Origin of the sequence: Cobetia sp. Dlab-2-AX (assembly GCF_024124625.1) — a bacterium.
Lineage (GTDB): Bacteria > Pseudomonadota > Gammaproteobacteria > Pseudomonadales > Halomonadaceae > Cobetia.
In genome coordinates, this window is record NZ_JAMXRV010000008.1 from 74,881 (window position 1) to 96,418 (window position 21,538).

Annotated in this window: 18 protein-coding genes and 2 pseudogenes; 10 read left to right on the forward strand and 10 right to left on the reverse strand. The window is 59.2% G+C overall.

The genetic code is table 11. From position 1 onward, the window contains the following. Positions 1–344 precede the first annotated feature (344 nt). The 6 genes and pseudogenes from NH396_RS13450 to NH396_RS13480 all read right to left on the reverse strand — a co-directional run bounded on the left by NH396_RS13450 (position 345) and on the right by NH396_RS13480 (position 3,845). Positions 345–722, reverse strand: a complete 378-nt coding sequence (locus tag NH396_RS13450; RefSeq protein WP_253064358.1) for a hypothetical protein — start codon at positions 720–722, stop codon at positions 345–347. Positions 723–952: 230 nt separating this feature from the next. Next, a pseudogene (locus tag NH396_RS13460) lies at positions 953–1,398 on the reverse strand (plasmid pRiA4b ORF-3 family protein). Positions 1,399–1,635: 237 nt separating this feature from the next. Beyond that, complete coding sequence (locus tag NH396_RS13465; RefSeq protein WP_156941181.1) at positions 1,636–1,812, reverse strand: hypothetical protein; 177 nt, start codon at positions 1,810–1,812, stop codon at positions 1,636–1,638. Between the two features lie 120 nt (positions 1,813–1,932). Then, positions 1,933–2,220 (reverse strand): hypothetical protein, encoded by a 288-nt coding sequence (locus tag NH396_RS13470; protein WP_176677309.1) that lies wholly within the window; start codon positions 2,218–2,220, stop codon positions 1,933–1,935. A gap of 86 nt (positions 2,221–2,306) precedes the next feature. Continuing rightward, positions 2,307–2,675, reverse strand: coding sequence for a PH domain-containing protein (locus NH396_RS13475; protein ID WP_054557116.1), 369 nt, complete (start codon positions 2,673–2,675; stop codon positions 2,307–2,309). A 273-nt stretch (positions 2,676–2,948) separates the two neighbouring features. Beyond that, positions 2,949–3,845: a LysR family transcriptional regulator gene (locus tag NH396_RS13480; RefSeq protein WP_175090413.1), complete on the reverse strand. Its 897-nt coding sequence runs from the start codon at positions 3,843–3,845 to the stop codon at positions 2,949–2,951. Positions 3,846–4,317: 472 nt separating this feature from the next. On the opposite strand from NH396_RS13480, the gene NH396_RS13485 reads away from it, so the two are divergent. From NH396_RS13485 to NH396_RS13510, 6 genes are all read left to right on the forward strand, one after another. Next, positions 4,318–5,835 carry a CoA-acylating methylmalonate-semialdehyde dehydrogenase gene (locus NH396_RS13485; RefSeq protein WP_253064360.1) on the forward strand — a complete coding sequence of 506 codons (1,518 nt, stop codon included), beginning with the start codon at positions 4,318–4,320 and terminating at the stop codon, positions 5,833–5,835. An 88-nt stretch (positions 5,836–5,923) separates the two neighbouring features. Beyond that, on the forward strand, positions 5,924–7,735 hold the full coding sequence (locus NH396_RS13490) for a GMC family oxidoreductase N-terminal domain-containing protein (protein WP_290441781.1): 1,812 nt from the start codon (positions 5,924–5,926) through the stop codon (positions 7,733–7,735). Positions 7,736–8,328: 593 nt separating this feature from the next. Beyond that, positions 8,329–9,936, forward strand: a complete 1,608-nt coding sequence (locus tag NH396_RS13495) for a BCCT family transporter (RefSeq protein ID WP_253064361.1) — start codon at positions 8,329–8,331, stop codon at positions 9,934–9,936. Between the two features lie 652 nt (positions 9,937–10,588). Further along, positions 10,589–12,127 carry a catalase gene (locus NH396_RS13500; protein ID WP_290441782.1) on the forward strand — a complete coding sequence of 513 codons (1,539 nt, stop codon included), beginning with the start codon at positions 10,589–10,591 and terminating at the stop codon, positions 12,125–12,127. Between the two features lie 160 nt (positions 12,128–12,287). Continuing rightward, the gene (locus NH396_RS13505) at positions 12,288–12,878 is read left to right on the forward strand and encodes an ankyrin repeat domain-containing protein (protein WP_253064362.1); all 591 of its coding nucleotides are present in this window, start codon (positions 12,288–12,290) and stop codon (positions 12,876–12,878) included. A gap of 193 nt (positions 12,879–13,071) precedes the next feature. Next, positions 13,072–13,416, forward strand: coding sequence for a hypothetical protein (locus NH396_RS13510; RefSeq protein ID WP_253064370.1), 345 nt, complete (start codon positions 13,072–13,074; stop codon positions 13,414–13,416). A gap of 331 nt (positions 13,417–13,747) precedes the next feature. On the opposite strand, the gene NH396_RS13515 is transcribed toward NH396_RS13510, so the two are convergent. Beyond that, on the reverse strand, positions 13,748–14,410 hold the full coding sequence (locus tag NH396_RS13515; protein WP_253064371.1) for a fibrobacter succinogenes major paralogous domain-containing protein: 663 nt from the start codon (positions 14,408–14,410) through the stop codon (positions 13,748–13,750). 118 nt (positions 14,411–14,528) lie between these two features. Here NH396_RS13515 and NH396_RS13520 point away from each other — a divergent pair. Continuing rightward, positions 14,529–15,670 (forward strand): annotated as a pseudogene (locus NH396_RS13520) (IS3 family transposase). Positions 15,671–15,775: 105 nt separating this feature from the next. Here NH396_RS13520 and NH396_RS13525 read toward each other — a convergent pair. Together NH396_RS13525 and NH396_RS13530 are read right to left on the reverse strand one after the other, a co-directional pair. Then, a complete protein-coding gene (locus tag NH396_RS13525; RefSeq protein WP_253064373.1) occupies positions 15,776–16,726 on the reverse strand; it encodes an SDR family oxidoreductase in 951 nt (316 codons plus the stop codon). Between the two features lie 383 nt (positions 16,727–17,109). Further along, a complete protein-coding gene (locus NH396_RS13530) occupies positions 17,110–17,784 on the reverse strand; it encodes an HAD-IA family hydrolase (protein ID WP_253064375.1) in 675 nt (224 codons plus the stop codon). A 276-nt stretch (positions 17,785–18,060) separates the two neighbouring features. Here NH396_RS13530 and NH396_RS13535 point away from each other — a divergent pair, with 276 nt between their 5' ends. Further along, positions 18,061–18,507 (forward strand): MarR family transcriptional regulator, encoded by a 447-nt coding sequence (locus tag NH396_RS13535; RefSeq protein ID WP_253064377.1) that lies wholly within the window; start codon positions 18,061–18,063, stop codon positions 18,505–18,507. Then, on the forward strand, positions 18,500–19,246 hold the full coding sequence (locus tag NH396_RS13540) for a siderophore-interacting protein (RefSeq protein WP_253064378.1): 747 nt from the start codon (positions 18,500–18,502) through the stop codon (positions 19,244–19,246). Before NH396_RS13535 ends, NH396_RS13540 begins: the two co-directional genes overlap by 8 nt. Before the next feature lie 155 nt (positions 19,247–19,401). Here the strand turns inward: NH396_RS13540 and NH396_RS13545 are convergent, their stop codons facing one another. After that, entirely contained in the window at positions 19,402–20,301 is a 900-nt protein-coding gene (locus tag NH396_RS13545) for a LysR substrate-binding domain-containing protein (RefSeq protein WP_192839320.1), read from the reverse strand. A gap of 118 nt (positions 20,302–20,419) precedes the next feature. Here NH396_RS13545 and NH396_RS13550 point away from each other — a divergent pair, with 118 nt between their 5' ends. Then, positions 20,420–21,502, forward strand: a complete 1,083-nt coding sequence (locus NH396_RS13550) for a tartrate dehydrogenase (RefSeq protein ID WP_253064379.1) — start codon at positions 20,420–20,422, stop codon at positions 21,500–21,502. Positions 21,503–21,538: the final 36 nt, after the last annotated feature.

Here is a 21,538-nt window from a genome sequence, read left to right on the forward strand (position 1 = left end):
CTGCAGAAAGGGAGCGCCGGGCGCTGGTCGTCAGCGGCGATGAGAAAACGGGCATGGCGACGAAGGTTGCCATGCCCGTTTGCGTTGGCGTGGATCTCCCGCCATGGCCTCAGCTGGCCATGCTGTCAGGCCTCCTCAAAGTTTCAGATTTCGAGGTCGCCCTCGGGCACCGGCGGCTCTTGAGCGTGGACCAAGAGCGCCTGGGCGTATCGCTGTGCTTTTGGTGCCATCGCCGTGCCAGTTTCCGGTCGAGTGTAAGACATCCAGTTCTTTCGCTGGATAACTCCGCGAAAGACACTAACCTGAGAGCAATACTTGGGGGATTGGCGTAATGCAAAGACGCCTTATGACGCAGTACAACGATTGTTCTTGAAGGGGCTGACCGCCGGGAGATTATCATGAGCTGCCAGACGCACCGAGATCATTCCCATCAGCATGGCCCGGATTGTGGCCATACCCGCATCAAGCATGGCGACCACATTGACTACCTCCATGACGGTCACCTGCATCATCCCCATGAAGACCACGTGGATAAGCATGTCGTCGAGGTAACTGCGATAAATCCCGATACCTGCACACCGCAGCATAGCTGCAATGGACATGCGCCGGATCACGTACATGGTCCGGGTTGCGGTCACGAAGCGGTTCCTCACGGCGATCACATCGACTACCTGGTCGATGGCCACTTGCACCACCCCCATGGTGACCACTGTGATGATCATGGCGCCATTGAGGTCCTGCGCTGACAGCTCCGCCCAGTTTATTGATCTCGAGTGATCACGCTATCTTCCATGACATGATTGCCGCCGAATGGCTCCCGAGCGCTCAATAGTGATAGAGGTGGAATGAGCGATGCAGGAAGGGAGCAATTCGCGGGCCCACCCGATAGCAATGCTGCATGGTCGCTGCCCATCAGGCTTGATGATCACTCGAGTCAGGGGGGGCGTCCGGGTCATGCCATGCGATTGAAGCCTGCCTGGAAGGGGATGAGGTTCTCTTCAATGGCCTCCTCATCCAGTGCTTCCGGCGAGAAGTTTTCCCCCAGCATCTGAAGTAGCACGTGACCATGAGGATTCTGCTCGCCGGCGCTGGCGGCTTTCAGGGCAGCATACCCCTGCACACCGCCGATATCCTCCGGGGGCATGCCATGGCGCCATCCAGCCATCTTGGACAGGGGGATATAGCTTCCATCCCTGTTGCTTCGATGCTGATGCGATGTTCCCAGTCATCGCCAAAATCATAGAGATACTGGAAGGCATTTCCCTTGGCCCGTTTCACCAAGGTCTTCAGCTTGGCATTTCGCGACATGGTAATGGGGCGTTCGCTGAAGTCGTCGGGTTCAGCGTAGTAGCGGCCGTCACACTCAAACTCGTACAGGTGTTGCTCCTCCCACCCCATCACGTCCTGGATGAGCTCGTGGAGTCGGTGCAGATGATCGTTTCTGGCACGACGACTTGACGCCAGACCAGGGGATCCGTGTCCATCAATTCAATACGTAGTTGAATGTCCGCCATTCGGCCTCCTCAAGTGACGTCGCTGCGCATGAGCGTACTGTGGGAATATCCTGGCAATTGACGGGATTGTCCGTTTACGCCGCAAGCCGGCTCCCTATCGCGATGATCCAGTGATGGTGACTCACGTATCAACCGACGCGTTGTCTTCACTCTCCTTCAGCAATCCCTCTATCACCAGAATAGAGCGTTCATGCGGTGCTTGTGGAGTAGAACGATTGCCTTGTTCCACTTCAAAAGGGAGTAGTGCAGAGACCAGTACCGCGGCGATCAACGAGAATAATGCATCAAAGTATTTCATCGATATCCCCTTCTAGACAACGAGTGTGTCTACAGAGACTATGTCACGCGCTTAAGGATTGCCTTTCGGTTATATCGATATGGATTAGCGGAATATTTGATGTCCGTGGCTGGCGCGTCGTCAGCGAGCGTCGGGGGCTCGTTCGGTGTCGTTCCAGTCGATCACATGGCTGATGATTTTCCAGCCGGCCTTGCGCGCCGCTTTCTCTGCCTGAATTTTGGCTTGAACCTTGGAGATGCTATCGGTCTGCACCGTGAAGGGTTCTTCCAATGCCAGTCGCTTGTTCTTGACGCCCAGCGTCACCCTGAGCCCCTTGAGAGGCGTGGTGCTTTGCGTGGCACGTGGCTTGGCAACTGGCTTGGCAGGTGCCGTGGTACTGCGCACGAACTTGTCGAGTTCACGTTTCATGTTTTCTTCGAATTGCTCGACTGACATATCACTCATCTGGGTAACCCCGTTTGATCAAAGGAATTCACAATGGAAGCAGTAGGGCATCAGCACACATAGGTGGTGATGACTTGCGAGATTTCGGTAAGGCGTGTCTTGCCGGTGAATTCAAACCTCACCGTACCGAGTGCCGAGAAATAGATTGTGAGCTCTGAATCAAGATCAAAGGTGCCGGAAGTTTCGATGGAGTAGGTTTCAATCTTCTTGTACGGCAGAGAGGTGAAATCTTTCTTGCTGCCGGTCAAGCCTTGAACATTGACGGCGATGATTCGCTTGTTGGTAAAGACGACGCCGTCACGCATCGATTTGTAGGCCGAGATGATCTCTTCGCCATCAATCAGCAGGTCATTGACGCGCTCGGCATATTCATCATTCTGTTTGAGTTTGAAAAAGCCTTTATTGTTGAAATCTATCATTGCTTACCTTGTGATTCGACAGGACTGTCATCCGATGAGGCCTCGACACCGAACGTGAGGAGGCATCACGCGCTCGTGACGGGGCACACGATTTCATCCGAAACACGAATAGAATAATCCATCCTGCACCAATCGAGTAGCCCCGCATGAACGGGCAGCCCGATGCCGTCGGCATACCGCAGAGTGAGGGTAAGTCAAGAAAGATAAGGCACAGCAGGACTGGGCTTGCCGCGTGAAATATCAGGCCTCACTCACTTGTCCTGAAAGCATCATTTACTTGGATGGCCAGACTTCTTCGAGACTTTGTAGGGCGGCTTCGACACAGGGTTCGTGCTGCTTGTCGTGGCGCCATACCACACTCAAGGCGCAGGGCAGGCGGGTGTCCGGCACGATATTGAGGCCGCGTTCCTGACGCTCGGCCAGCGCCAGGACATCGCGGGCCAGTGTCAGCCCGACGCCGGCGCGCACCAGGTCCAGCATGCAGACTTCCTGATCCACCTGCGCGACACGGTGAGGGGTGCACTGACTGTCGCGCATGGCATGCGCCAGCAGGCGTGAGTGAACGGAGTTTTCCGGCGTCACGATCCACGGCAGGGCGGCCAGGGAGGGCCAGTCAGTCTCCGTCAGGCGTGCTGACCAGCCGGTGGGGGCGAGAATGAAGTAGTCGAAGAATGCCAGCTCGCGATAACAGAGGGAGTCATCGCGTGGTCCCTCTCCGGGTGGTGCCAGGTAGAAGCCGATTTCCAGCGCATTCTGGCACAGCGCCTTGAGGACGCAGCCGCTCATGCCATGGTGAAGTTCCGTTTCCAGATTGGGCGCACGCTCAAGCAGGTGGCGCAGCAAGCTGCCCAAGCGAATGAATTCCGGGTCGACGATGGTGCCGATGCGTAGCTTGCCGCGCACGGTACTGTGCAGTGCCGCGGCGGCCTGCTCGAAGCCACGCGCGCTAGCCAGGGCCTTCTCTGCACTCGGCAGCAAGGCCTGGCCATCGGCCGTCAACAACAGGCCATGGGGGTGACGCTCGAACAGGCTCAATCCCAGGCCTTCCTGCAATTGTTTGAGCTTGAGGCTGATCGCGGGCTGGGTAAGGTGCAATGCCTCGGCCGCTCGCGACACGCTGCCGGTGCGCGCCACGGTGACAAAGGCATTGAGTCGGGACAGATCCTGCATCAGTGACATCCATGTGTTTGGCATTTTTCTGGCCGGCGAGACGCGTGCTGCTGGTCCAGCATCTCGCATTGTGGCCTGAATGCGTTCTCTGCCACCTATTGGCCATTGGTCGCGGCAAGTCGTGTTCACCCGGGACAGGCCTCGTGAGCGAAGCGCCTGTCGCTGTCGGCACTCCTTTCTTATTTTCGTTGTAACTTGTTGATTATAAAAGCTTGAATATTTCTCTGGTTCTCGAGGAAAGGGGAGGCGTTTCTGAGCGAAATCGGATATCAGTAATCGTTATATCTCACCCAAGAATTACTCAATTGCACCCTGCGCATGGCGGCGTAATTTCATGAACACCTGCTGATGGCATGTCCTCGTTCGTCATTGACCAGGCGAACGTCATTGAGCAGGCGAAGAGTCTTCAGCGCCAGACATGTGCATGACACAGGCTTATTCCGATAAAACACCGCCAGCGGAGATCAGCACCATGACGACAGCAGCCAACGCCATCCAGCATTTCATCAACGGCCAGGTGACCCGAGGCGATTCCTGCGCCACTCAGGATGTCTTCAATCCGGCCACCGGCAAGGTGACCGGCCAGGTCGCGCTGGCACGCAACAGTGATGTCGATGCCGCCGTGGCTGCTGCCGACGCCGCTTTCCCGGCGTGGGCCGATACGCCGCCGATTCGCCGTGCCCGAGTAATGTTCAAGTTCCTCGCACTGCTCAACGAGCACAAGGATGAACTGGCGGAAGCGATCACCCGCGAGCACGGCAAGGTGTTCACTGACGCCCAGGGCGAAGTGGCACGCGGCATCGATATCGTCGAATTCGCCTGCGGCATCCCGCAGCTACTCAAGGGGGACTTCACCGACCAGGTCAGCACCGGCATCGACAACTGGACGATGCGTCAGCCGCTGGGCGTCGTTGCCGGTATCACGCCGTTCAACTTCCCTGCGATGGTGCCGATGTGGATGTTCCCGGTCGCCATCGCGGCAGGCAACAGCTTCGTACTCAAGCCGAGCCCGCTGGATCCAAGCGCCTCGCTGATGATGGCGGACCTGCTCAAGCAGGCGGGCCTGCCGGATGGCGTCTTCAACGTGGTGCAGGGCGACAAGGATTCCGTCGAGGCGCTGATCGATCACCCCAAGGTGCGCGCCCTGTCCTTTGTGGGCTCGACCCCGATCGCCAACCTGATCTATGAGCGCGGCGCACGTCACGGCAAGCGCATCCAGGCACTGGGTGGCGCCAAGAACCACATGGTGGTGATGCCGGACGCCAATCTCGACAAGGCGGTGGATGCCCTGATCGGCGCGGCCTACGGCTCCGCCGGCGAGCGCTGCATGGCCATCAGCGTCGCGGTGATGGTGGGCGATGTGGCGGACACCCTGGTGCCGCGTCTGGCCGAGCGTGCCCGCGAGCTCAAGATCAAGGACGGCATGAACCTGGATGCCGAGATGGGCCCGATCGTCACCCGCCAGGCGCATGAGCGTATCTGCGGTTACATCGAAAAGGGCGTCGCGGAAGGCGCCGAGATGTTCGTCGACGGGCGTGAGTTCACCGGCAACGACATTGGCGGCGACAGCACTGAAGGCTTCTGGATGGGCGGCACGCTGTTCGATCACGTCACGCCGGACATGACCATCTACAAGGAAGAGATCTTCGGCCCGGTTCTGGCCTGTGTCCGTGTGCCGGACGTCGCGACCGCCATCCAGCTGATCAACGACCACGAATTCGGCAACGGCGTGAGCTGCTTCACCGAAAGCGGCAGTGTCGCGCGGGAATTCGGGCGCCGCATCCAGGTCGGCATGGTCGGCATCAACGTGCCGATTCCGGTCCCGATGGCCTGGCACGGTTTCGGTGGCTGGAAGAGCTCCCTGTTCGGGGATACCCACGCCTACGGAGAAGAGGGTGTGCGTTTCTACACCAAGCAGAAGTCCATCATGCAGCGCTGGTCGGATTCCATCGATGCCGGTGCCGAATTCGCCATGCCGACGGTCAAGTGAGTCGCTCGCGACTGGGCTATCTGCACTGTCGCCATCTGTATTCAGGTTATCTACCAGCATACGCCAGCTGTCTGGAGAGGGACGCGCCATGTCAGACAACAAGAACAACCCGCATCGATCCCCGGAGGGCGAGCAGGGGGCTCGCCCCGCCCCCTCTACCGCCAGTAGGGGCGACCATCTCTCTGAATTCGATTACATCATCGTGGGCGCCGGTTCCGCCGGCTGCCTGATGGCCAATCGCCTCAGCGCCAGTCCTGAGAACCGCGTACTGCTGGTCGAGGCGGGCGGACGTGACAACTACCACTGGATTCACATTCCGGTGGGCTATCTGTACTGCATCAACAATCCGCGCACCGACTGGATGTTCCGCACCGAGCCGGACAAGGGCCTCAACGGCCGTTCGCTGATCTATCCGCGCGGCAAGACGCTGGGCGGCTGTTCCAGCATCAACGGCATGATCTACATGCGCGGCCAGGCGCGGGATTACGATCACTGGGCCGAGGTGTCCGGAGACGACGAGTGGCGTTGGGAGCAGTGCCTGGCTGACTTCATGCGTCACGAGGATCACGCGCTGCTGGATGACGGCGCCAGCAGTGATCCTGAGCAGCGTGATTTCCACGGTCACGGCGGGGAATGGCGCGTCGAGCGTCAACGACTCAATTGGGAAGTACTGGATGACTTCGCCAGTGCGGCCGAGCAGGCCGGCATTCCGCGCACCAAGGACTTCAACCGCGGCAGCAATGAAGGGGTGGCCTATTTCGAGGTCAACCAGCGGGCGGGTTGGCGCTGGAACACGGCCAAGGCCTTCCTGCGGCCGGCGCTCAAGCGCAGCAACCTGACCCTGTGGCATTCCACCCAGGTCAATCGTTTGCTGTTCTCGGGCGGCGAGCAGGGCATGGGGGCTGAAACACGGGCTGGCACAGGCGCGGCGGACTTAGCGAAGGAGGCGAAGGAAGCCTCCGATCTGCGCTGCACTGGGCTGCAGGTCGTGAGTGACGGCAAGGTCATCAACCTCTCGGCGAAGCGTGAGGTCGTGCTGTGTGCCGGCGCCATCGGTTCGCCACATCTGCTGCAGGTCTCGGGTGTCGGGCCTAGGGCATTGCTGGAGGAACATGCGGTCGAGGTGGTGAAGGACCTGCCCGGCGTCGGCGAGAACCTGCAGGACCACCTGCAGATCCGCTCGGTCTACAAGGTCACCAATGCCAAGACCCTGAACGCCATGGCCAGCACCTTGCTGGGCAAGATGGGCATCGGCATGCAGTACCTGTTCAAGCGTTCCGGGCCGATGAGCATGGCGCCGTCGCAGCTGGGGGCCTTCACGCGCAGCAGCGAGACTTACGCCCATCCCAATATCCAGTACCACGTCCAGCCGCTGAGCCTCGAGGCTTTCGGGCAGCCGTTGCATCCGTTCCCGGCGATCACCGCGAGTGTCTGCAATCTCAACCCCACCAGCCGTGGCACGGTGCGTCTGCAGAGCGCCGATCCGCATCAGGCCCCGGCGATCGCGCCCAACTACCTGAGCACGGAAGAAGACCGCAAGGTCGCGGCCGATTCCTTGCGGGTCACGCGGCGTATCGCCTCCCAGCCTGCCTTTGCGCGCTACAAGCCCGAGGAGATCAAGCCGGGGGTCGAGTACCAGACCGATGAAGAGCTCGCCAGGCTCGCCGGCGATATCGGCACCACCATCTTCCATCCGGTGGGCACCACGCGCATGGGGCGTGCGGATGACCCGATGGCGGTGGTCGACAGCCGTCTGCGTGTGCGTGGTATCCAGGGATTGCGGGTGGCCGATGCCGGCATCATGCCGACCATCGTCAGCGGCAATACCAACTCGCCGACCCTGATGATCGCTGAGAAGGCGGCCAGATGGATTCTGCAGTCAGCCGTCGGCGGCAACTGATAGAGACCCTGCTTGCCTCAGTACTTCAGCCAGTGTTGATCGCTCAAGGCCGGCTCGTCTGACCCTGAGCTGGCAGGGGTCAGCTTCCGGCGCATGAGAAGTGCTCAAGCGCTGAGCGTCTTGTGGCACGAGGTGAACGTCGAGGCTTCTGCGTGTGACGTTGGCGCATCGGCTGGGGTGACCCTCGCGAAGCAAGGGGCGGAAAGACTGCCGCGTCAGGTGCTGGCTTCTGCGTGACAGTCGCCGCTCATGAGCGCTTGAGACCCACAGGCCGCCGACATCGACGTGTCGGCGGCCTGTTCGCGTCTGGTGGAACCTTGGGTCGAGGAGGGCGCGAAGAAGGCATGAGGAGGGCGCGAGGATGTGAAGTGCGCAGTGCAAGTTTGATGAATGAAATTCATGTTTTCATGAGAAAATACCGTGTCGCGATTCATGCTCCCCGCGGTTGCCGGGAAAGTATAATGCGCGTGGAATAAAAATATGTATAATACCGCGCTCTTTTCATTACGAAAAATTATTGAATACAGCGAACTGCCCGAGCAAGAGCGACGTCTCGCCCCTCTTGCTCGGGCTTTCTCACTAAGGTGGTAGTCGTGCAAGAAGCCGTTCCCCCCGCCAGTGATGGCGATCATCTGGACCCGCGTGTCTTCATCCCTGCCGTGTTGGTCATCGTGGCCTTCATCGCTCCGGTCATCCTGTTCCCGGAGGCCAGTACCGCGCTGATCAATGCGGCGTTCGCGTTCGCCACCGGCAAGTTCGGCTGGCTGTACCTGGTGGCCGGTCTCAGTGTCGTCGGGTTCCTCATCTGGCTGGCGTTCAGCCGCTACGGCAACGTCCGCCTGGGCGGGGCTGAGGATACACCTGACTTTTCCTACTTCAGCTGGGTGGCGATGATCTTCACATGCGGGATGGGGATCGCGATCGTCAACTGGGCATGGGTCGAGCCGATCTACTACTACACCTCCCCGGCCTACCACGTGGCGGCCAAGAGCCGTGAGGCCGCGGAGTGGGCGCTGGCCTTCGGTCAGTTCCACTGGGGGCTGACGCCGTGGGCCTTCTATTGCCTGCCGGGCCTGCCGATCGCCTACTCCATGTACATCAAGAAGCGTGATGGCGTGCGTCTGTCCGTCGCCTCGCGCGGTGTACTGGGCCGTCATGCGGATGGTGCCTGGGGCGTGTTGCTGGATTCCATCGTCGTGTTCGGGATCGTCGGCGGCGTCGGCACCTCGCTGGGGCTGGCGGTACCGCTGGTATCACAGCTGGTCAGTGGCATCCTCGGCATGGAAGCCAACTTCGGGCTGGAAGTCGCGGTGCTGTGCATCTGGACGGCGATGTTCTCCGCCAGTGTCTGGTTCGGCCTGGCCAAGGGCATCAAGATTCTCTCCGACGTCAACGTGATCCTGGCGATCTTCCTGCTGGCCTTCACCTTCATCGTCGGTGACTCGCAATTCATGGTCGAAGGCTTCGTCAACAGCCTCGGCAAGACCCTGGGCAACTTCATCCCGATGAGTCTGTGGACCGACCCGGCGGGGGATTCCACCTTCTGGAAGGACTGGACCGTCTTCTACTGGGCCTGGTGGATCGCCTACGCGCCGATGGTTGGCCTGTTCGTGGCGCGCATCTCGCGCGGCCGTACCATCCGTGAGCTGATCATCGCCGAGCTGGTATTCGGCTCGCTGGGCACCTGGGTGTTCTTCGCGGTGTGGGGTGGTTACGCGCTGGACCTGCAGATCAGTGGCGCACTTGACATCAAGGCGCTGCTGGACAGCGGCGGTATCCCGCTGGCGGTGGAAGGTATCCTGCAGACCCTGCCGTTTGCCAAGCTGGTCACGGTGGCCTTCATTCTGCTGTGCTTCATCTTCCTGGCAACCACCCTGGACAGCTCGGCCTACGTGCTGGCTTCGGTCACGTCGCGCAAGCTCTCCGGGTATCAGGAGCCCAAGCGCTCGTTCCGCCTGATCTGGGCCTTCCTGATCGCCGCTGTCGGGGTGGCTCTGATCCAGCTGGGGGGATTGAAGACCGTCCAGACCTCCACCATCGTGGTGGCGCTGCCGATGATTCCGGTGATGCTGATTCTGGGGCTGTCCATGCTGCGCTGGCTCAAGAATGACTTCCCCAAGGAAGAGCTGAACCCGGTACTGGTCATCGATGACATGCCGGCCTTCCAGCGCAAGCCGAAGAAGACGAATCGCCAGGCGTAACCGCGCCATGTGCTGAAAGAGACGGCGCAAGTCCTAACGACAAGGGCCCCTCGGATGAGGGGCCCTTGTCGTTTCTGGTATATGGAGTCGCCTGACAAGGCGCAGTTTGCCCATGCTCGGCTTTTCGCTCGGTCATTTCTGGCCGGGATGATCAAGTCCTATAGCGCTTGGCGAGAGGCGCTCAAGAGTAGGCTCTCAAGCAGACGGTCTGCAGAGGACGACAAGGCAGAAAGAGGGGGAGTGGGCGAATGGTGGGCCACCATCCGTTCGTATTCGTGGTAGGCGACAGGCAGCATCGAGTATCTTGAGACGCCCGGATTGGATGACAGGACGCAACAATCCTGGCCTGAACGTCTGGTCCTCAGGCCTTGGATACGCGTCTCCCGCTCGGCGGTTGATGAGGGAGGAGATTGCATCTGACCTGAAAACCGCATCAGCGCGACACCTGTATGTATGAACATGCAGCAAGTCCCGGCAGCCGTGCCGGACGACATCTCAGGTTCCTCGCTGGCGGGATGAATCAACTGGTGCTTATATTGCAACACATTAGGTTTGGCTATTTCACGGTTAGTTATTATTTATTTTTGCTATGGGAGCTTCTCGCCAATACTCCTCGCCCCGTTACTCCCTGATTTAACGAGGATTTTGCGAGATGCTGAACGTACGTTTCCCCATGAAGACCCTGACGGCCGTGATGGCGCTGGGCCTCTCTGCCAGCAGTCTGGCGCAGCAGGAAGTGATGACTCGCTCCAATGGTGCGCCAGTTGGCAACAACCAGAACTCCCTGACCGCCGGCCCGAATGGCCCGACACTCCTGCAGGACCACCACCTGCTGGAGAAGCTGGCACACTTCGAGCGCGAGCGCATTCCGGAGCGTGTCGTCCACGCTCGTGGTACCGGTGCCTACGGTGAGTTCCGTGCCACCGCGGACCTGACCGATCTGACCGTCGCGGCACCTTTCCAGGACAAGGGCCAGGTGACGCCGGTCTTCGTGCGCTTCTCCAGTGTGATCAACAGCAAGGGCTCGCCGGAAACCCTGCGCGACCCGCGTGGCTTCGCCGTCAAGTTCTACACCGAGCAGGGCAACTGGGACATCGTGGGCATCAACTTCCCGGTGTTCTTCATCCGCGATGCGATGAAGTTCCCGGACATGATCCATGCGCTGAAGCCGGACCCGCGTACCAACCTGCAGGACCCGAATCGCTACTTCGATTTCTTCAGCCATATCCCCGAAAGCACCAACATGCTGACCTACCTCTACTCGCCGCTGGGGATTCCGACCAGCCTGCGTGAGATGGATGGTTCTGGCGTGCATGCCTTCAAATTCGTCAATGCCGAAGGCGACTGGAAGTACGTGAAGTTCACCTGGAAGTCGCGTCAGGGCAACCACGGCATGACGCCGCAAGAAGCCTCCAAGGTGCAGTCCACGGACTTCAACCACCTGACCGATGATCTCTACACCCATCTGGATGCCGGCGATGATCCTGTCTGGGATCTCTACATCCAGACCCTCGACCCGAGCAAGCTGAACAGCTTCGATTTCAATCCGCTCGATACCACCAAGATGTGGCCGGAAGGCCTGATCCCGGCGCGCAAGGTCGGTGAGCTGACGCTGAATCGTACGCCGGACAACTTCTTCCAGGAAACCGAGCAGGCGGCCATGTCGCCGGCCAACCTGGTGCCGGGTGTCGAGCCGTCCGAAGACCGCATGCTGCAGGGGCGTCTGTTCGCCTACGCCGATGCCCAGCGTTATCGCCTGGGGGCCAACTTCATGCAGCTGCCGGTGAATGCGCCCAAGAATGAGGTGCACAACAACCACCAGGACGGCGCGGGTTACTCCAAGCCGCGTTCCGGCTCCATCAACTATCAGCCGAGCCGCAACGCCGACTCGCTGGTGGATGACAGCCAGTACGAGTACAAGCGCTACACCCTGAACGGCACCACACAGCAGCAGCCGATCGGCAAGCAGCAGAACTTCGCTCAGGCCGGTGAGCTGTATCGCTCCTTCTCCGAGCAGGATCAGGACGCTCTGATCCAGGCGCTGGGGACTGACCTGGGCAAGGTCAAGAACGAGGAGATCCGCGAGATCATGGTCAGCCACTTCTACCAGGCCGACCACGAATACGGTGAGCGTCTGGCCAAGGTGGCAGACGTCGACATGGACGACGTGGAAGAGCTGATCGAGGACTGAGACATCTGAGTCAGCGGCTGAAAGCAAAGCGTATGAAGAAAAGCGTGATGCGATCGCGATCACCCGCTGCCCGGAAGTCCCGGGCCTGTTTCACCCGGCAGGGGAGCTTGCGCTCCTCTGCCGGCCGGCACACGAGCGAAAGACGAGAGAGAAGCGCAAGATGCAAACGATACGAGCCACAGTCCCCATCGGGCAGCCACACGGCCTGGGCAGAAGATGGCTGGCGGTGTTGGCCAGTCTGCTGATGATGGTGATGGCGGGGCAGGCTGTCGCGGCTGGCGATATCGATATCTTTGACGCCGCACGCGATGGCGACAATGCCGCGATCCGTGAATATGTTCAGCAGGGCGGTGATCTCTCGGTCACCAATTCCCGCAGCTATACCCCTTTCATTCTCGCGGCCTACTACGGGCATACCGACACCCTGGCGCTACTGAAGTCTGCCGGTGCTGACGCCTGTGCACTCGATGAGAAGGGCAGCAATGCCTTCATGGGCGTGGCGTTTCGCGGCTTTGACGAAACAGCCAAATGGCTGATCGCCAATACCGACTGTGATGTGAATCATCGCAATTACAGTGGCCAGACGGCGCTGATGATGGCGTCTCTGTTCGGCAATGAAGACATCATCAAACTGTTACTGCAGGCAGGTGCGGATCCCTCGATCCAGGATGTGCGTGGCAATACTGCGCAGTCATTGGCGTCGGCCCAGGGCCTGTCACGTATCGTGACATTGGTGAAGTTCAATATGTGAGGTCCGGCGTGACCAAGGGTGGCCAGTGAAGCCTGTTCGGGGAGTCTACCGGCTGACAACGCGCTTGGCTCACAGGCCCTTGGCGCCACCAACCTGACGTTCTTTCCATTTTACGTTCCATCAATCTGACGTTCAGCAAATCGCTAATCTTGCAGATCTGACCAACCCAACGCAAAAAACGAGAAGTGACATCATGAAAGCCATGAAAGTACTGTGTGCGACAGCTGTGCTGTGTGCTGTGAGCAATGCGGCATTTGCCGACAATGGCGAAAGCGACACCCGTCTCCGTGAGGCACTGAGCGAGAGCCGCATCATGGGGCAGGCGCAGCCGGCCGAGCGCAGCACGCAAGTCTATGTGGAAAGCGGCATGAGCGTGGCGGCAGGCAGAGTGCAGCATGCCTTGAGTGAAGAAGGCAGCCGCGGATATGCTCGCAAATGGGCCAGTGAAGACAAGAATCACGCGACGGATTTCGTGAATGATGCCGGCAAGAGTGTCCCCGCCACCCGCATCGAGCATGCCTTGAGCGAGAGCGCCTGACAGCCGATATCACCTCCGGGATGGAGCGTGCGTGACATCATGGTCGAGTATTTCTGAGCGCTAGCTGCCAGCCAGCAATGATCAGCACGACACAATAACGTGAAGCCCGCCATTTGCGGAAAGACGCTTGACCACGACGATGTCATCTTGCTCCTGAAACCTGCAGGAACCCTTCAGCAAGGACTTTTATTGAATCACACTTGCAATCGCTGATGCCCGAAAGTCTTCAATCAGCGTGACTCAGCGGCCCAGAGTCCTTGCTCAAGCGCTCCTTGCGCCTATCTCGCTACCGACTGTGTCCTTCCACCTACCCCCCAGTGCTGTGACCCGATCACTCCTTTACGCATCTCACCGAGAACATGCCATCCTTGCCCAGTGCCGCTCGGCGGATCTCGCCCTTGTGGGTATTCCACCAAGAGTAGGCCAATGTTCTGGCAAACGCTTTCGCCGGTGTGGCCTCCGTGCGGGTCCAGAATTCCGTGTACGCCCCCTGGGTGATATACCAGCCCTTCCACTTGACGCCCGCCGGCCTGGCTGAAAAGCCGGTGAGATTGACGCGCGCCTGATCGAAGGACGTCAACAGGGAAGCGGGTTGAGCCGCCTTGAGCGTGATGGCGATATCGTCATCGCCACGCCAGCCTGTCGAGTCGATCTCCTTTTCTGCAATGCCAAGGGTGCGTTCCAGTGTCTTCCAGTCTTTATCCGAGGCGACTCTCCAGCCCACCGGGCACAGATTGCGTTCATCACTGACATCGTGCCAGTCATATAGACGGCCATATGGCAGCAGATTGTCGGGATCATCCTCGGGGATGAAGGCCGTCCTGATGGCAGAGCCATCCTGGTAGCGAGTCGTTCTGAGGTTGTCGGCAAGCCAGGTCTGATCGCCGATCTTCACGGTACGATAGAGATTGCCTTCACTGTCCTGAATGGATGTCTCCGGGGCATGTATTTGCTCGTAAAGGCTGTCGGCAAGCGAGAGGTTCGTGTGCAACATGAGGGCTCCTGCCAAGAATATTGCCGCGGTCATCGTTTCGACTCCTAGGGTGTCATGAAGTGGTCCAATTGGAGCGGACACCCCGATAAGCCTCATAATAGAGGCGATGGAGGTGTTCATGACCAAGAAGACTCGACGTCGGTATTCCGATGAATTCAAGGCAGATGCGGTGAGCCTGGTGAGCGATCAGGGATATACCGTATCCGAGGCAGCTCGGCGCCTGGGGGTTGACCGTAGCTTGTTGGACCGTTGGTGCCGCAAGCAACGTCAACAGACTTCAGGCGCCTCAAGCCAACATGCGGATGATCGCGACAACGAGATCAAGATGCTCCGCGAAGAGGTTCGTAAGCTTCAGATTGAAAAGGATATTTTAAAAAAGGCGGCGGCCTTCTTCGCCAAAGAATCGAGCTGAGATATCAGTTCATCGAATCGGAGAAGGCCGCCTATCCAGTGGCCTTGCTGTGTCGGGTCATGCAGGTCAGCCGGAGTGGTTTCTATGACTGGCGACGGCGTGGCCCAGATGATCATCGCCAGGCCCTTCACCGTGAGGTCAGAGAGATCCACCGCCGGAAGCGAGGCAGCTACGGCAGCCGCCGCATCGCCAAAGAGCTGCAACGTCGTGGCTACGAGGTTGGCCGTTACCAGGCCCGGAGTCTGATGCGGGAAGCCGGCGTAGAAGCAAAGCAGCGGCGCCGCTGGCGTCATACGACCGACAGTGAGCACAGCCTTCCGGTGGCGCCCAACCTGCTCAACCGTCAATTTTTGGTGTCGGCACCGAACCGGGCCTGGGTGGCCGATATCACGGCGATCTGGACGTTGGAAGGGTGGCTCTACTTGGCGGCAGTGCTCGATCTCCACGACCGGCAACTTGTGGGTTGGGCGATGGCAGACCACATGCGCACACAGTTGGTTCTGGACGCCTTGGAGATGGCCGTAGGGCGCCGGCAACCCAAGAGCGGATTGGTCCACCACAGCGACCGCGGCAGCCAGTACGCGTCACATGACTACCGATCCACGCTGGATCGGCACGGGTTCCAGACCTCCATGAGCCGCAAGGGAAACTGCTGGGACAATGCTGTTATGGAGCGGTTCTTCGGCTCACTGAAAAGCGAGTGGCTGGCTGACCAGCGATATGGAACCCGCCAAGCAGCACGGCGAGATGTGATCGAATATATCGAGATGGAGTACAACAGCTGCCGACTCCACTCGACCTTGGGCTACCGAACGCCGAGGGATATTGAACTGGCTGCTGCGGCTTAAAAATGTGTCCGCTCTCACTTGACCAGAACATCACTTCCCATTGGTACACAGCTTATGACTACGCGTCCCTGAAGATGGGCGGGAAGGGAGGTGGTCGGCACCAGATCAGATTGACCAGCTAAACCGCGTTGCCTGCTCAGAGACTTGCCATAGCCGGGTCATGACGCTCTTCTCGAGAACGAATTCCCCCAATTCACACTCGCCCACCGGACCGCCAAAATTCATCAGCCCCGTCGGGCCGTAGTAGGCTCGCTGCCTGAGGGTCTTTTCGGTGGCGCACATGACTTCGGGATAAGCGCCTTTCTCCGCCGTCTGCGCCATCCCTGTCTTCACCATCAATGCCCAGCTGAGTCGAGTCGCCAGATTGGCGTTGTCACGAATCAGTGAGGTGTTGGACGCGCCTGGATGGCAGACAAGGACGTTTACCTGGCGGTCGGCCGCCTCAATCCTGTCCTGCAATTCATAGGCGAACATCATCTGTGCCAGCTTGCTGTGGCTATAGACCTTGTTCGGGTGATAGTTGTGTTCCCAGTTCATGTCGCCGAACTGGATGGTTTTGAGGCCCATCTTGTGGCCTTCACTGGAGACCACCACGATCCGCCCGTGGGAGGCAGCGATGCGCTCGAACAGCAGCCCGCACAGCAGGAAATGCCCGTAGTGATTCACGCCCAACTGACTTTCGAAACCGTCGACGGTGAGTTGTTGTCGGGAAACCTGAGCGATGGCGCCATTGCAGATGAGGGCATCGATCTGCGGGACCTTCTCCAGCACTTCCGCGGCCGTGCTGCGCACGCAGGCCAGCTCCGCCAGATCCATGCGTATATGCCTGACATTCGCCGCGGGGCCAAACTCCTCTTGCAGCGCCGCGATGGCGGCCTCTGATCTGGTCGGGTTGCGATTCAGCATCACGACCTCGGCCCCCTTGCTGAGCAATATGCGCGTCGCCTGAAATCCCGCGCCGCTATTGGCGCCGGTGATGAGATAGGTCTTGCCGACGAGCGAGCCGATTCTGTCCGGGGTCCAGCCCTTGGGGCCAAAGGGGGTATTGCGAGTCATGGTCATGATCCTGATATCAGGTGTGCGGCGGTTGCGCTCTGATCACGTCAAGGGCGCGCAAGACAGCTGCATCTGGCTGTCCGTGTGGTCGTGTCCTGCGAGCCTTGCGTGTCTTGCGCGGGTTTGCTGTAGAAGCACTATAGATATCAGGGAGGGGGATATATAGGCGCTTTAGTCGCTAAAAATTGCCTATTTGTATCAAAGGGTGAGGGGCGGCATGCGGTATTTTTGAATGGGAGTACTGGTTGCCGCGACACGCAAAGCGAGTCACACCACGAGCAGCCGTATTGTACGCCGGGCATGAAAAACCCCGCCTCGAGGGGCAGGATTTCTCGGTGCAGAATTTCAGCGAGCGGGAATTGAGAGAGAAGAATCGACGACGTCTAGTACTGCGCAGCGAGTCTCTGGGAAATCTGCGCCACCAGCCTCGGCAGCTCGCGCGCATGGTGCATGCGCAATGCACCATGCGGCGTTTCATGGCCGTCGTCGTGGTGGGCGAAGTGGATGACCTGCATGCCGGCATCCAATCCTGCCTGTACACCGACGATGGCATCATCGATCACCACGCAATGTGAAGGCGCAAAGCCCATCTGCTCAGCGGCGAGCCGATAGATGCGCGGGTCCGGTTTCCACACGCCCAGGGTATAGGCACTGAAGATATGCCCGTCGAAGAAACGCGCCAGCCGCGTAGTGTCCAACGCCAGACGTACCTTGCGTTCGGGCCCATTGGACACCACGCCACAGGGATAGCCTTCAAGTTCCATCAAGGCGGCTGACATGCCGGGCATCGCTGTCAGGCGCGCCTTCATCAACTCTTCCAGCAGCGCTCGCATCTCGCCTTCCATGCGTCGTGTAGGCTCTTCTTCCAGAACGCCATGAACTGCCTCCAGCGTGCGCACGATGCTCATGAAACGCATGCCGCGAAACTCATCCATGTAGTGGGCGCTGGTAAACGGCAGACCATAGCGGGGCAGGGTGCTGGACATGGCCTCGGCGAGGAGGATTTCGCTATCGACCAGGGTGCCATCGGAATCAAACAGCAGGCAGAGTTCAGCCATCGATGCCTCTCGTGGGCGTCAGGAATGTGGGGCCTTCGACCTTAGCAGGTTCTTGCTCGCTGTCACCATCACACGCGGCAAGAGTTGGCTGATAGGCGTCTGGTAGTGGAAGGAACAGTGATAGGCATATGAGATTTTCGACATTAAATTGAGAATGCTTCTCGATCACGTTTTTGTTGACAGTATCAACCATTTGCCAATATAGTTGACCTATACCAACCATATGGTGAGTGACACATGAGTCAGACATCACTCAATGATGTGCTGCATCAGCTGATGCATGTCTATCGCAGGCAGCTTCGCTTGGGCATCCAGCGCTACCAGCTTGATCTGCCTGTCACGCACATTCGGGTGCTGAAGGGCATTGGTCGTACCTCCGAGTGTACGGCGCACAAGATCGTGCAGCATCTGGGGCAGGACAAGGCGCGCGTGACGCGGGTGCTCAATGAATTGATGACGGCGGGATTGATCATCAAGACGGAAAATCCGCAGGACCGTCGCAGCCTGTTTCTCTCCCTTACCGAGACGGGCCACGACATGCTCAAAGAGATTGAAGCCCTGGAAGATGAGACCGCTCAGCGGATGGCGGGAGACCTCAGCGATGAGGAGGTCGCCGAATTCGTGAAGACGGTATCTGCCATGATTCACAATGCAGGTGAGTCTGAAACTCGCGCTGCCGAACAACTTGAAGGCGTTTGCCTGAGGAGTGCGCAAGATGGGTAAGCCCGCAATGCGAGAGCTTGAAGTGATTCGTTCCACCCCGGTGACGGAGCATATGCTGCGCGTCACCCTGGGCGGTGAGAATATCGGTTCAATCCCCGAGGGGCAGGAGAGCGCCTATATCAAACTGGTGTTTCCGCGTGGGGAAGGCGAGCGCCCGATGATGCGCACCTATACCATTCGTCATCAGCGTGCGACCGAGATCGATGTCGATTTCGCACTGCACGATCATGCCGGTCCGGCATCTTCCTGGGCCGCCAATGCACAGCCGGGGGACCGCATCACCATCGGCGGCCCCGGCCCGAAAAAGCTGATCAACATGGAGGCCGACGGATTCCTGCTGGCGGGTGACATGACGGCCTTGCCGGCGATCAGTGTCAATCTGGCCGAGCTACCGGCTGATGCACGCGGTCACGCCGTCATCGAGGTGATTAGCGAGGTCGATATCCAGGCGCTGGAGCACCCGCCGGGGATCGAGTTGCATTGGCTGGTCAATCCGCAGCCTGACCCGGAAGGGCGGCCGCTGCTGGAGAAAGTTGCCGCACTGCCCCGACAGGAAGGTCAGATCTCCGTCTGGGCGGCCTGTGAATTCGGCAGCATGCGAGCGCTGCGTGCTCACCTCAAGCAGGCCTACGAGATTCCCAAGTCCCACTTCTATGTCTCCAGCTACTGGAAGATCGGGCAGTCAGAAGATGGCCACAAGCTGGCCAAACAGCAGGATGCCGAGGCGGAAGGGGCGTGATCAAGCCACCTCTGTCATCGCCTTCAGGTCTCTGAGCAAGTGCATGAGCTGCTTTTCCCCAGTGCCCTGATGCACGTCTGCATCAGGGCATTTCGTTGTCGCAATGAAGCCCTGACCCTGCAGAAAGCCGTGCGTCATTTAAAGGGATTGCCGTGTCACTTGAAAGGGTGGCGGGCCAGATAATCCTGAGTGTGCTCAATGAAATGGCGGATCCGAAGCGGCAGCACGGCATGATGTTGATAGACCAGATGGATGTCGGCATTGGGCAATTGATACTCCTCGAAGAGTATCTTGAGTTCTCCCGCCTCGACATAAGGCGCCACATCCCATTCCGCTCGCAGCACGATTCCGCGGCCATCCAGGGCCCAGCGAAGGGCGCTTTCCCCATCATTGGTGGACAGGCTGCCGCCCACCTTGACGCTACAGGTTTCCTCACTGCCCTGAAATTTCCAGATGCTCCATGAGTCCCGATTCTGATGCAGGGTGATGCATTCGTGGTTGGCCAGTTCATCGGGATGCTGTGGGCACCCGTGGCGGGCAAGGTAGTGCGGAGAGGCACAGACGATGCGGCGATGTGAGGCGATCTTGCGCGCATGCAGATTGGAATCGGGCAGCTCGCCGAATCGAATGGCGACGTCAAAGGCACCATCGACCATGGCGTGCGGGATGTCGGAAAGATGCAATGTCACCTCGACCTGCGGATACGCCTGAACGAAGCCCGAGATGATGGGCGCCATGTACTTGCGCCCGAAGCCCAGCGGGGCGTTCACCTTTAGTCTTCCTCTTACCTGCCCCTCATGGCGGGAAAGCTGCTCTTCCATCTCCAGCACCTGGCTCAAGGTCTGCTCCGCATGGCGCTGATATATCTGGCCTTCGGGCGTAAGGCTCATGGAGCGCGTGCTGCGGTTAAATAATTGAATCTTGAGTCTTTTTTCAATGTTTGCCAGTCGCTTGCTGACGGCTGCCGGACTGATGTCCAGCACGCGGGCGGCGTTGGACATGCTGCCTTCCCGACAGAGCGTCAGGAAGAAATCGAGTTCTGTGAGCGATTGCATTTTCAACTTCCTGGTTGAAGGTGTTGTGAATGCTAGTGCATTGTCGGCTCGGTTGCTCGCTGGCTAGTGTGTGATCACGCCTTGATTCACCCACCCCAATGACAAGAGAGCCTACATCATGAATAGCCACCGTATTGCAGTCATCCCGGGCGATGGTATCGGTCTTGAAGTCATCGAAGCCGGCAAGCGTGTGCTGGAAGTACTGGCGGAAGACAATACCGACGTCACCTTCGACTTCGTCGACTTCGACTGGAGCTCCGAGCGGTACCTCACGACTGGCCAGTACATTCCGGATGGTGGCATCGAGGAGCTCAAGACCTTTGATGCCATCTATTTCGGCGCCGTAGGCAGTGAAAAGGTGCCGGATCACATCTCGCTGTGGGACCTGCGCCTCAAGATCTGTCAGGGGTTCGATCAGTACGCCAATGTGCGCCCCGCCCGTGTTTTCCCGGGGATCACCAGCCGTCTTCAGCAGGCGGAGGATATCGATTGGGTCATCATTCGCGAAAACAGTGAAGGGGAATACTCCGGGAATGGCGGCCGTGTCCACCAGGGGCTTCCGGAGGAGGTGGGGACTGAAGTCTCGATCTTCACTCGCAAGGGCATCGAGCGCATTCACCGCTTCGCCTTTGAAATGGCGCAGTCCCGTCCGCGCAAGCATCTCACGCTGGTGACCAAGTCCAATGCCCAGCGCCACGGTATGGTGTTGTGGGACGAGATCTTCTTCGAAGTCGCCAAGGACTACCCGGACGTCACGATCACGCGTGAACTGGTCGACGCCATCACGACACGCATGGTTCTCAAGCCCCACATGCTGGACGTCATCGTCGCGACCAACCTGCATGCCGATATCATTTCCGATCTCGCTGCGGCTCTGAGCGGCAGCCTGGGGATTGCCCCGACCGCCAACCTCAATCCGGAAGGCACCTTCCCCTCCATGTTCGAGCCTATCCACGGCTCTGCCTTCGATATCACCGGAAAGGGCATCGCCAATCCGGTGGGCGCCTTCTGGACGGCCGTCATGATGCTGGAGCATCTGGGTGAGACGGCTCTGGCCAAGCGCCTCATGACCGCCATTGAAGAAGTGGTCGCTTCGGGTCTGCATGCGCCAGATCTGGGCGGCAGCGCCACCACGCGCGAGATCACCGATGCCGTCTGTGAACGGGTTCGCGCGACTCGTCAGAGCGCCGCCATCGCCTGACGCAGTCCTTGCAGCATCCAGGGGGCAGGAACGCCA

Excerpts from the sequence above, each read along its gene's own strand:
- NH396_RS13540 (WP_253064378.1), top strand. The coding sequence starts at position 18,500 with ATGGGTAAGCCCGCAATGCGAGAGCTTGAAGTGATTCGTTCCACCCCG.
- NH396_RS13470 (WP_176677309.1), bottom strand. The coding sequence starts at position 2,220 with ATGAAACGTGAACTCGACAAGTTCGTGCGCAGTACCACGGCACCTGCC.
- NH396_RS13545 (WP_192839320.1), bottom strand. The coding sequence starts at position 20,301 with ATGCAATCGCTCACAGAACTCGATTTCTTCCTGACGCTCTGTCGGGAA.
- NH396_RS13480 (WP_175090413.1), bottom strand. The coding sequence starts at position 3,845 with ATGCAGGATCTGTCCCGACTCAATGCCTTTGTCACCGTGGCGCGCACC.
- NH396_RS13530 (WP_253064375.1), bottom strand. The coding sequence starts at position 17,784 with ATGGCTGAACTCTGCCTGCTGTTTGATTCCGATGGCACCCTGGTCGAT.
- NH396_RS13510 (WP_253064370.1), top strand. The coding sequence starts at position 13,072 with ATGAAAGCCATGAAAGTACTGTGTGCGACAGCTGTGCTGTGTGCTGTG.
- NH396_RS13515 (WP_253064371.1), bottom strand. The coding sequence starts at position 14,410 with ATGTTGCACACGAACCTCTCGCTTGCCGACAGCCTTTACGAGCAAATA.
- NH396_RS13450 (WP_253064358.1), bottom strand. The coding sequence starts at position 722 with ATGATCATCACAGTGGTCACCATGGGGGTGGTGCAAGTGGCCATCGAC.
- NH396_RS13475 (WP_054557116.1), bottom strand. The coding sequence starts at position 2,675 with ATGATAGATTTCAACAATAAAGGCTTTTTCAAACTCAAACAGAATGAT.
- NH396_RS13490 (WP_290441781.1), top strand. The coding sequence starts at position 5,924 with ATGTCAGACAACAAGAACAACCCGCATCGATCCCCGGAGGGCGAGCAG.
- NH396_RS13505 (WP_253064362.1), top strand. The coding sequence starts at position 12,288 with ATGCAAACGATACGAGCCACAGTCCCCATCGGGCAGCCACACGGCCTG.
- NH396_RS13485 (WP_253064360.1), top strand. The coding sequence starts at position 4,318 with ATGACGACAGCAGCCAACGCCATCCAGCATTTCATCAACGGCCAGGTG.
- NH396_RS13465 (WP_156941181.1), bottom strand. The coding sequence starts at position 1,812 with ATGAAATACTTTGATGCATTATTCTCGTTGATCGCCGCGGTACTGGTC.
- NH396_RS13550 (WP_253064379.1), top strand. The coding sequence starts at position 20,420 with ATGAATAGCCACCGTATTGCAGTCATCCCGGGCGATGGTATCGGTCTT.
- NH396_RS13525 (WP_253064373.1), bottom strand. The coding sequence starts at position 16,726 with ATGACTCGCAATACCCCCTTTGGCCCCAAGGGCTGGACCCCGGACAGA.
- NH396_RS13535 (WP_253064377.1), top strand. The coding sequence starts at position 18,061 with ATGCATGTCTATCGCAGGCAGCTTCGCTTGGGCATCCAGCGCTACCAG.
- NH396_RS13500 (WP_290441782.1), top strand. The coding sequence starts at position 10,589 with ATGCTGAACGTACGTTTCCCCATGAAGACCCTGACGGCCGTGATGGCG.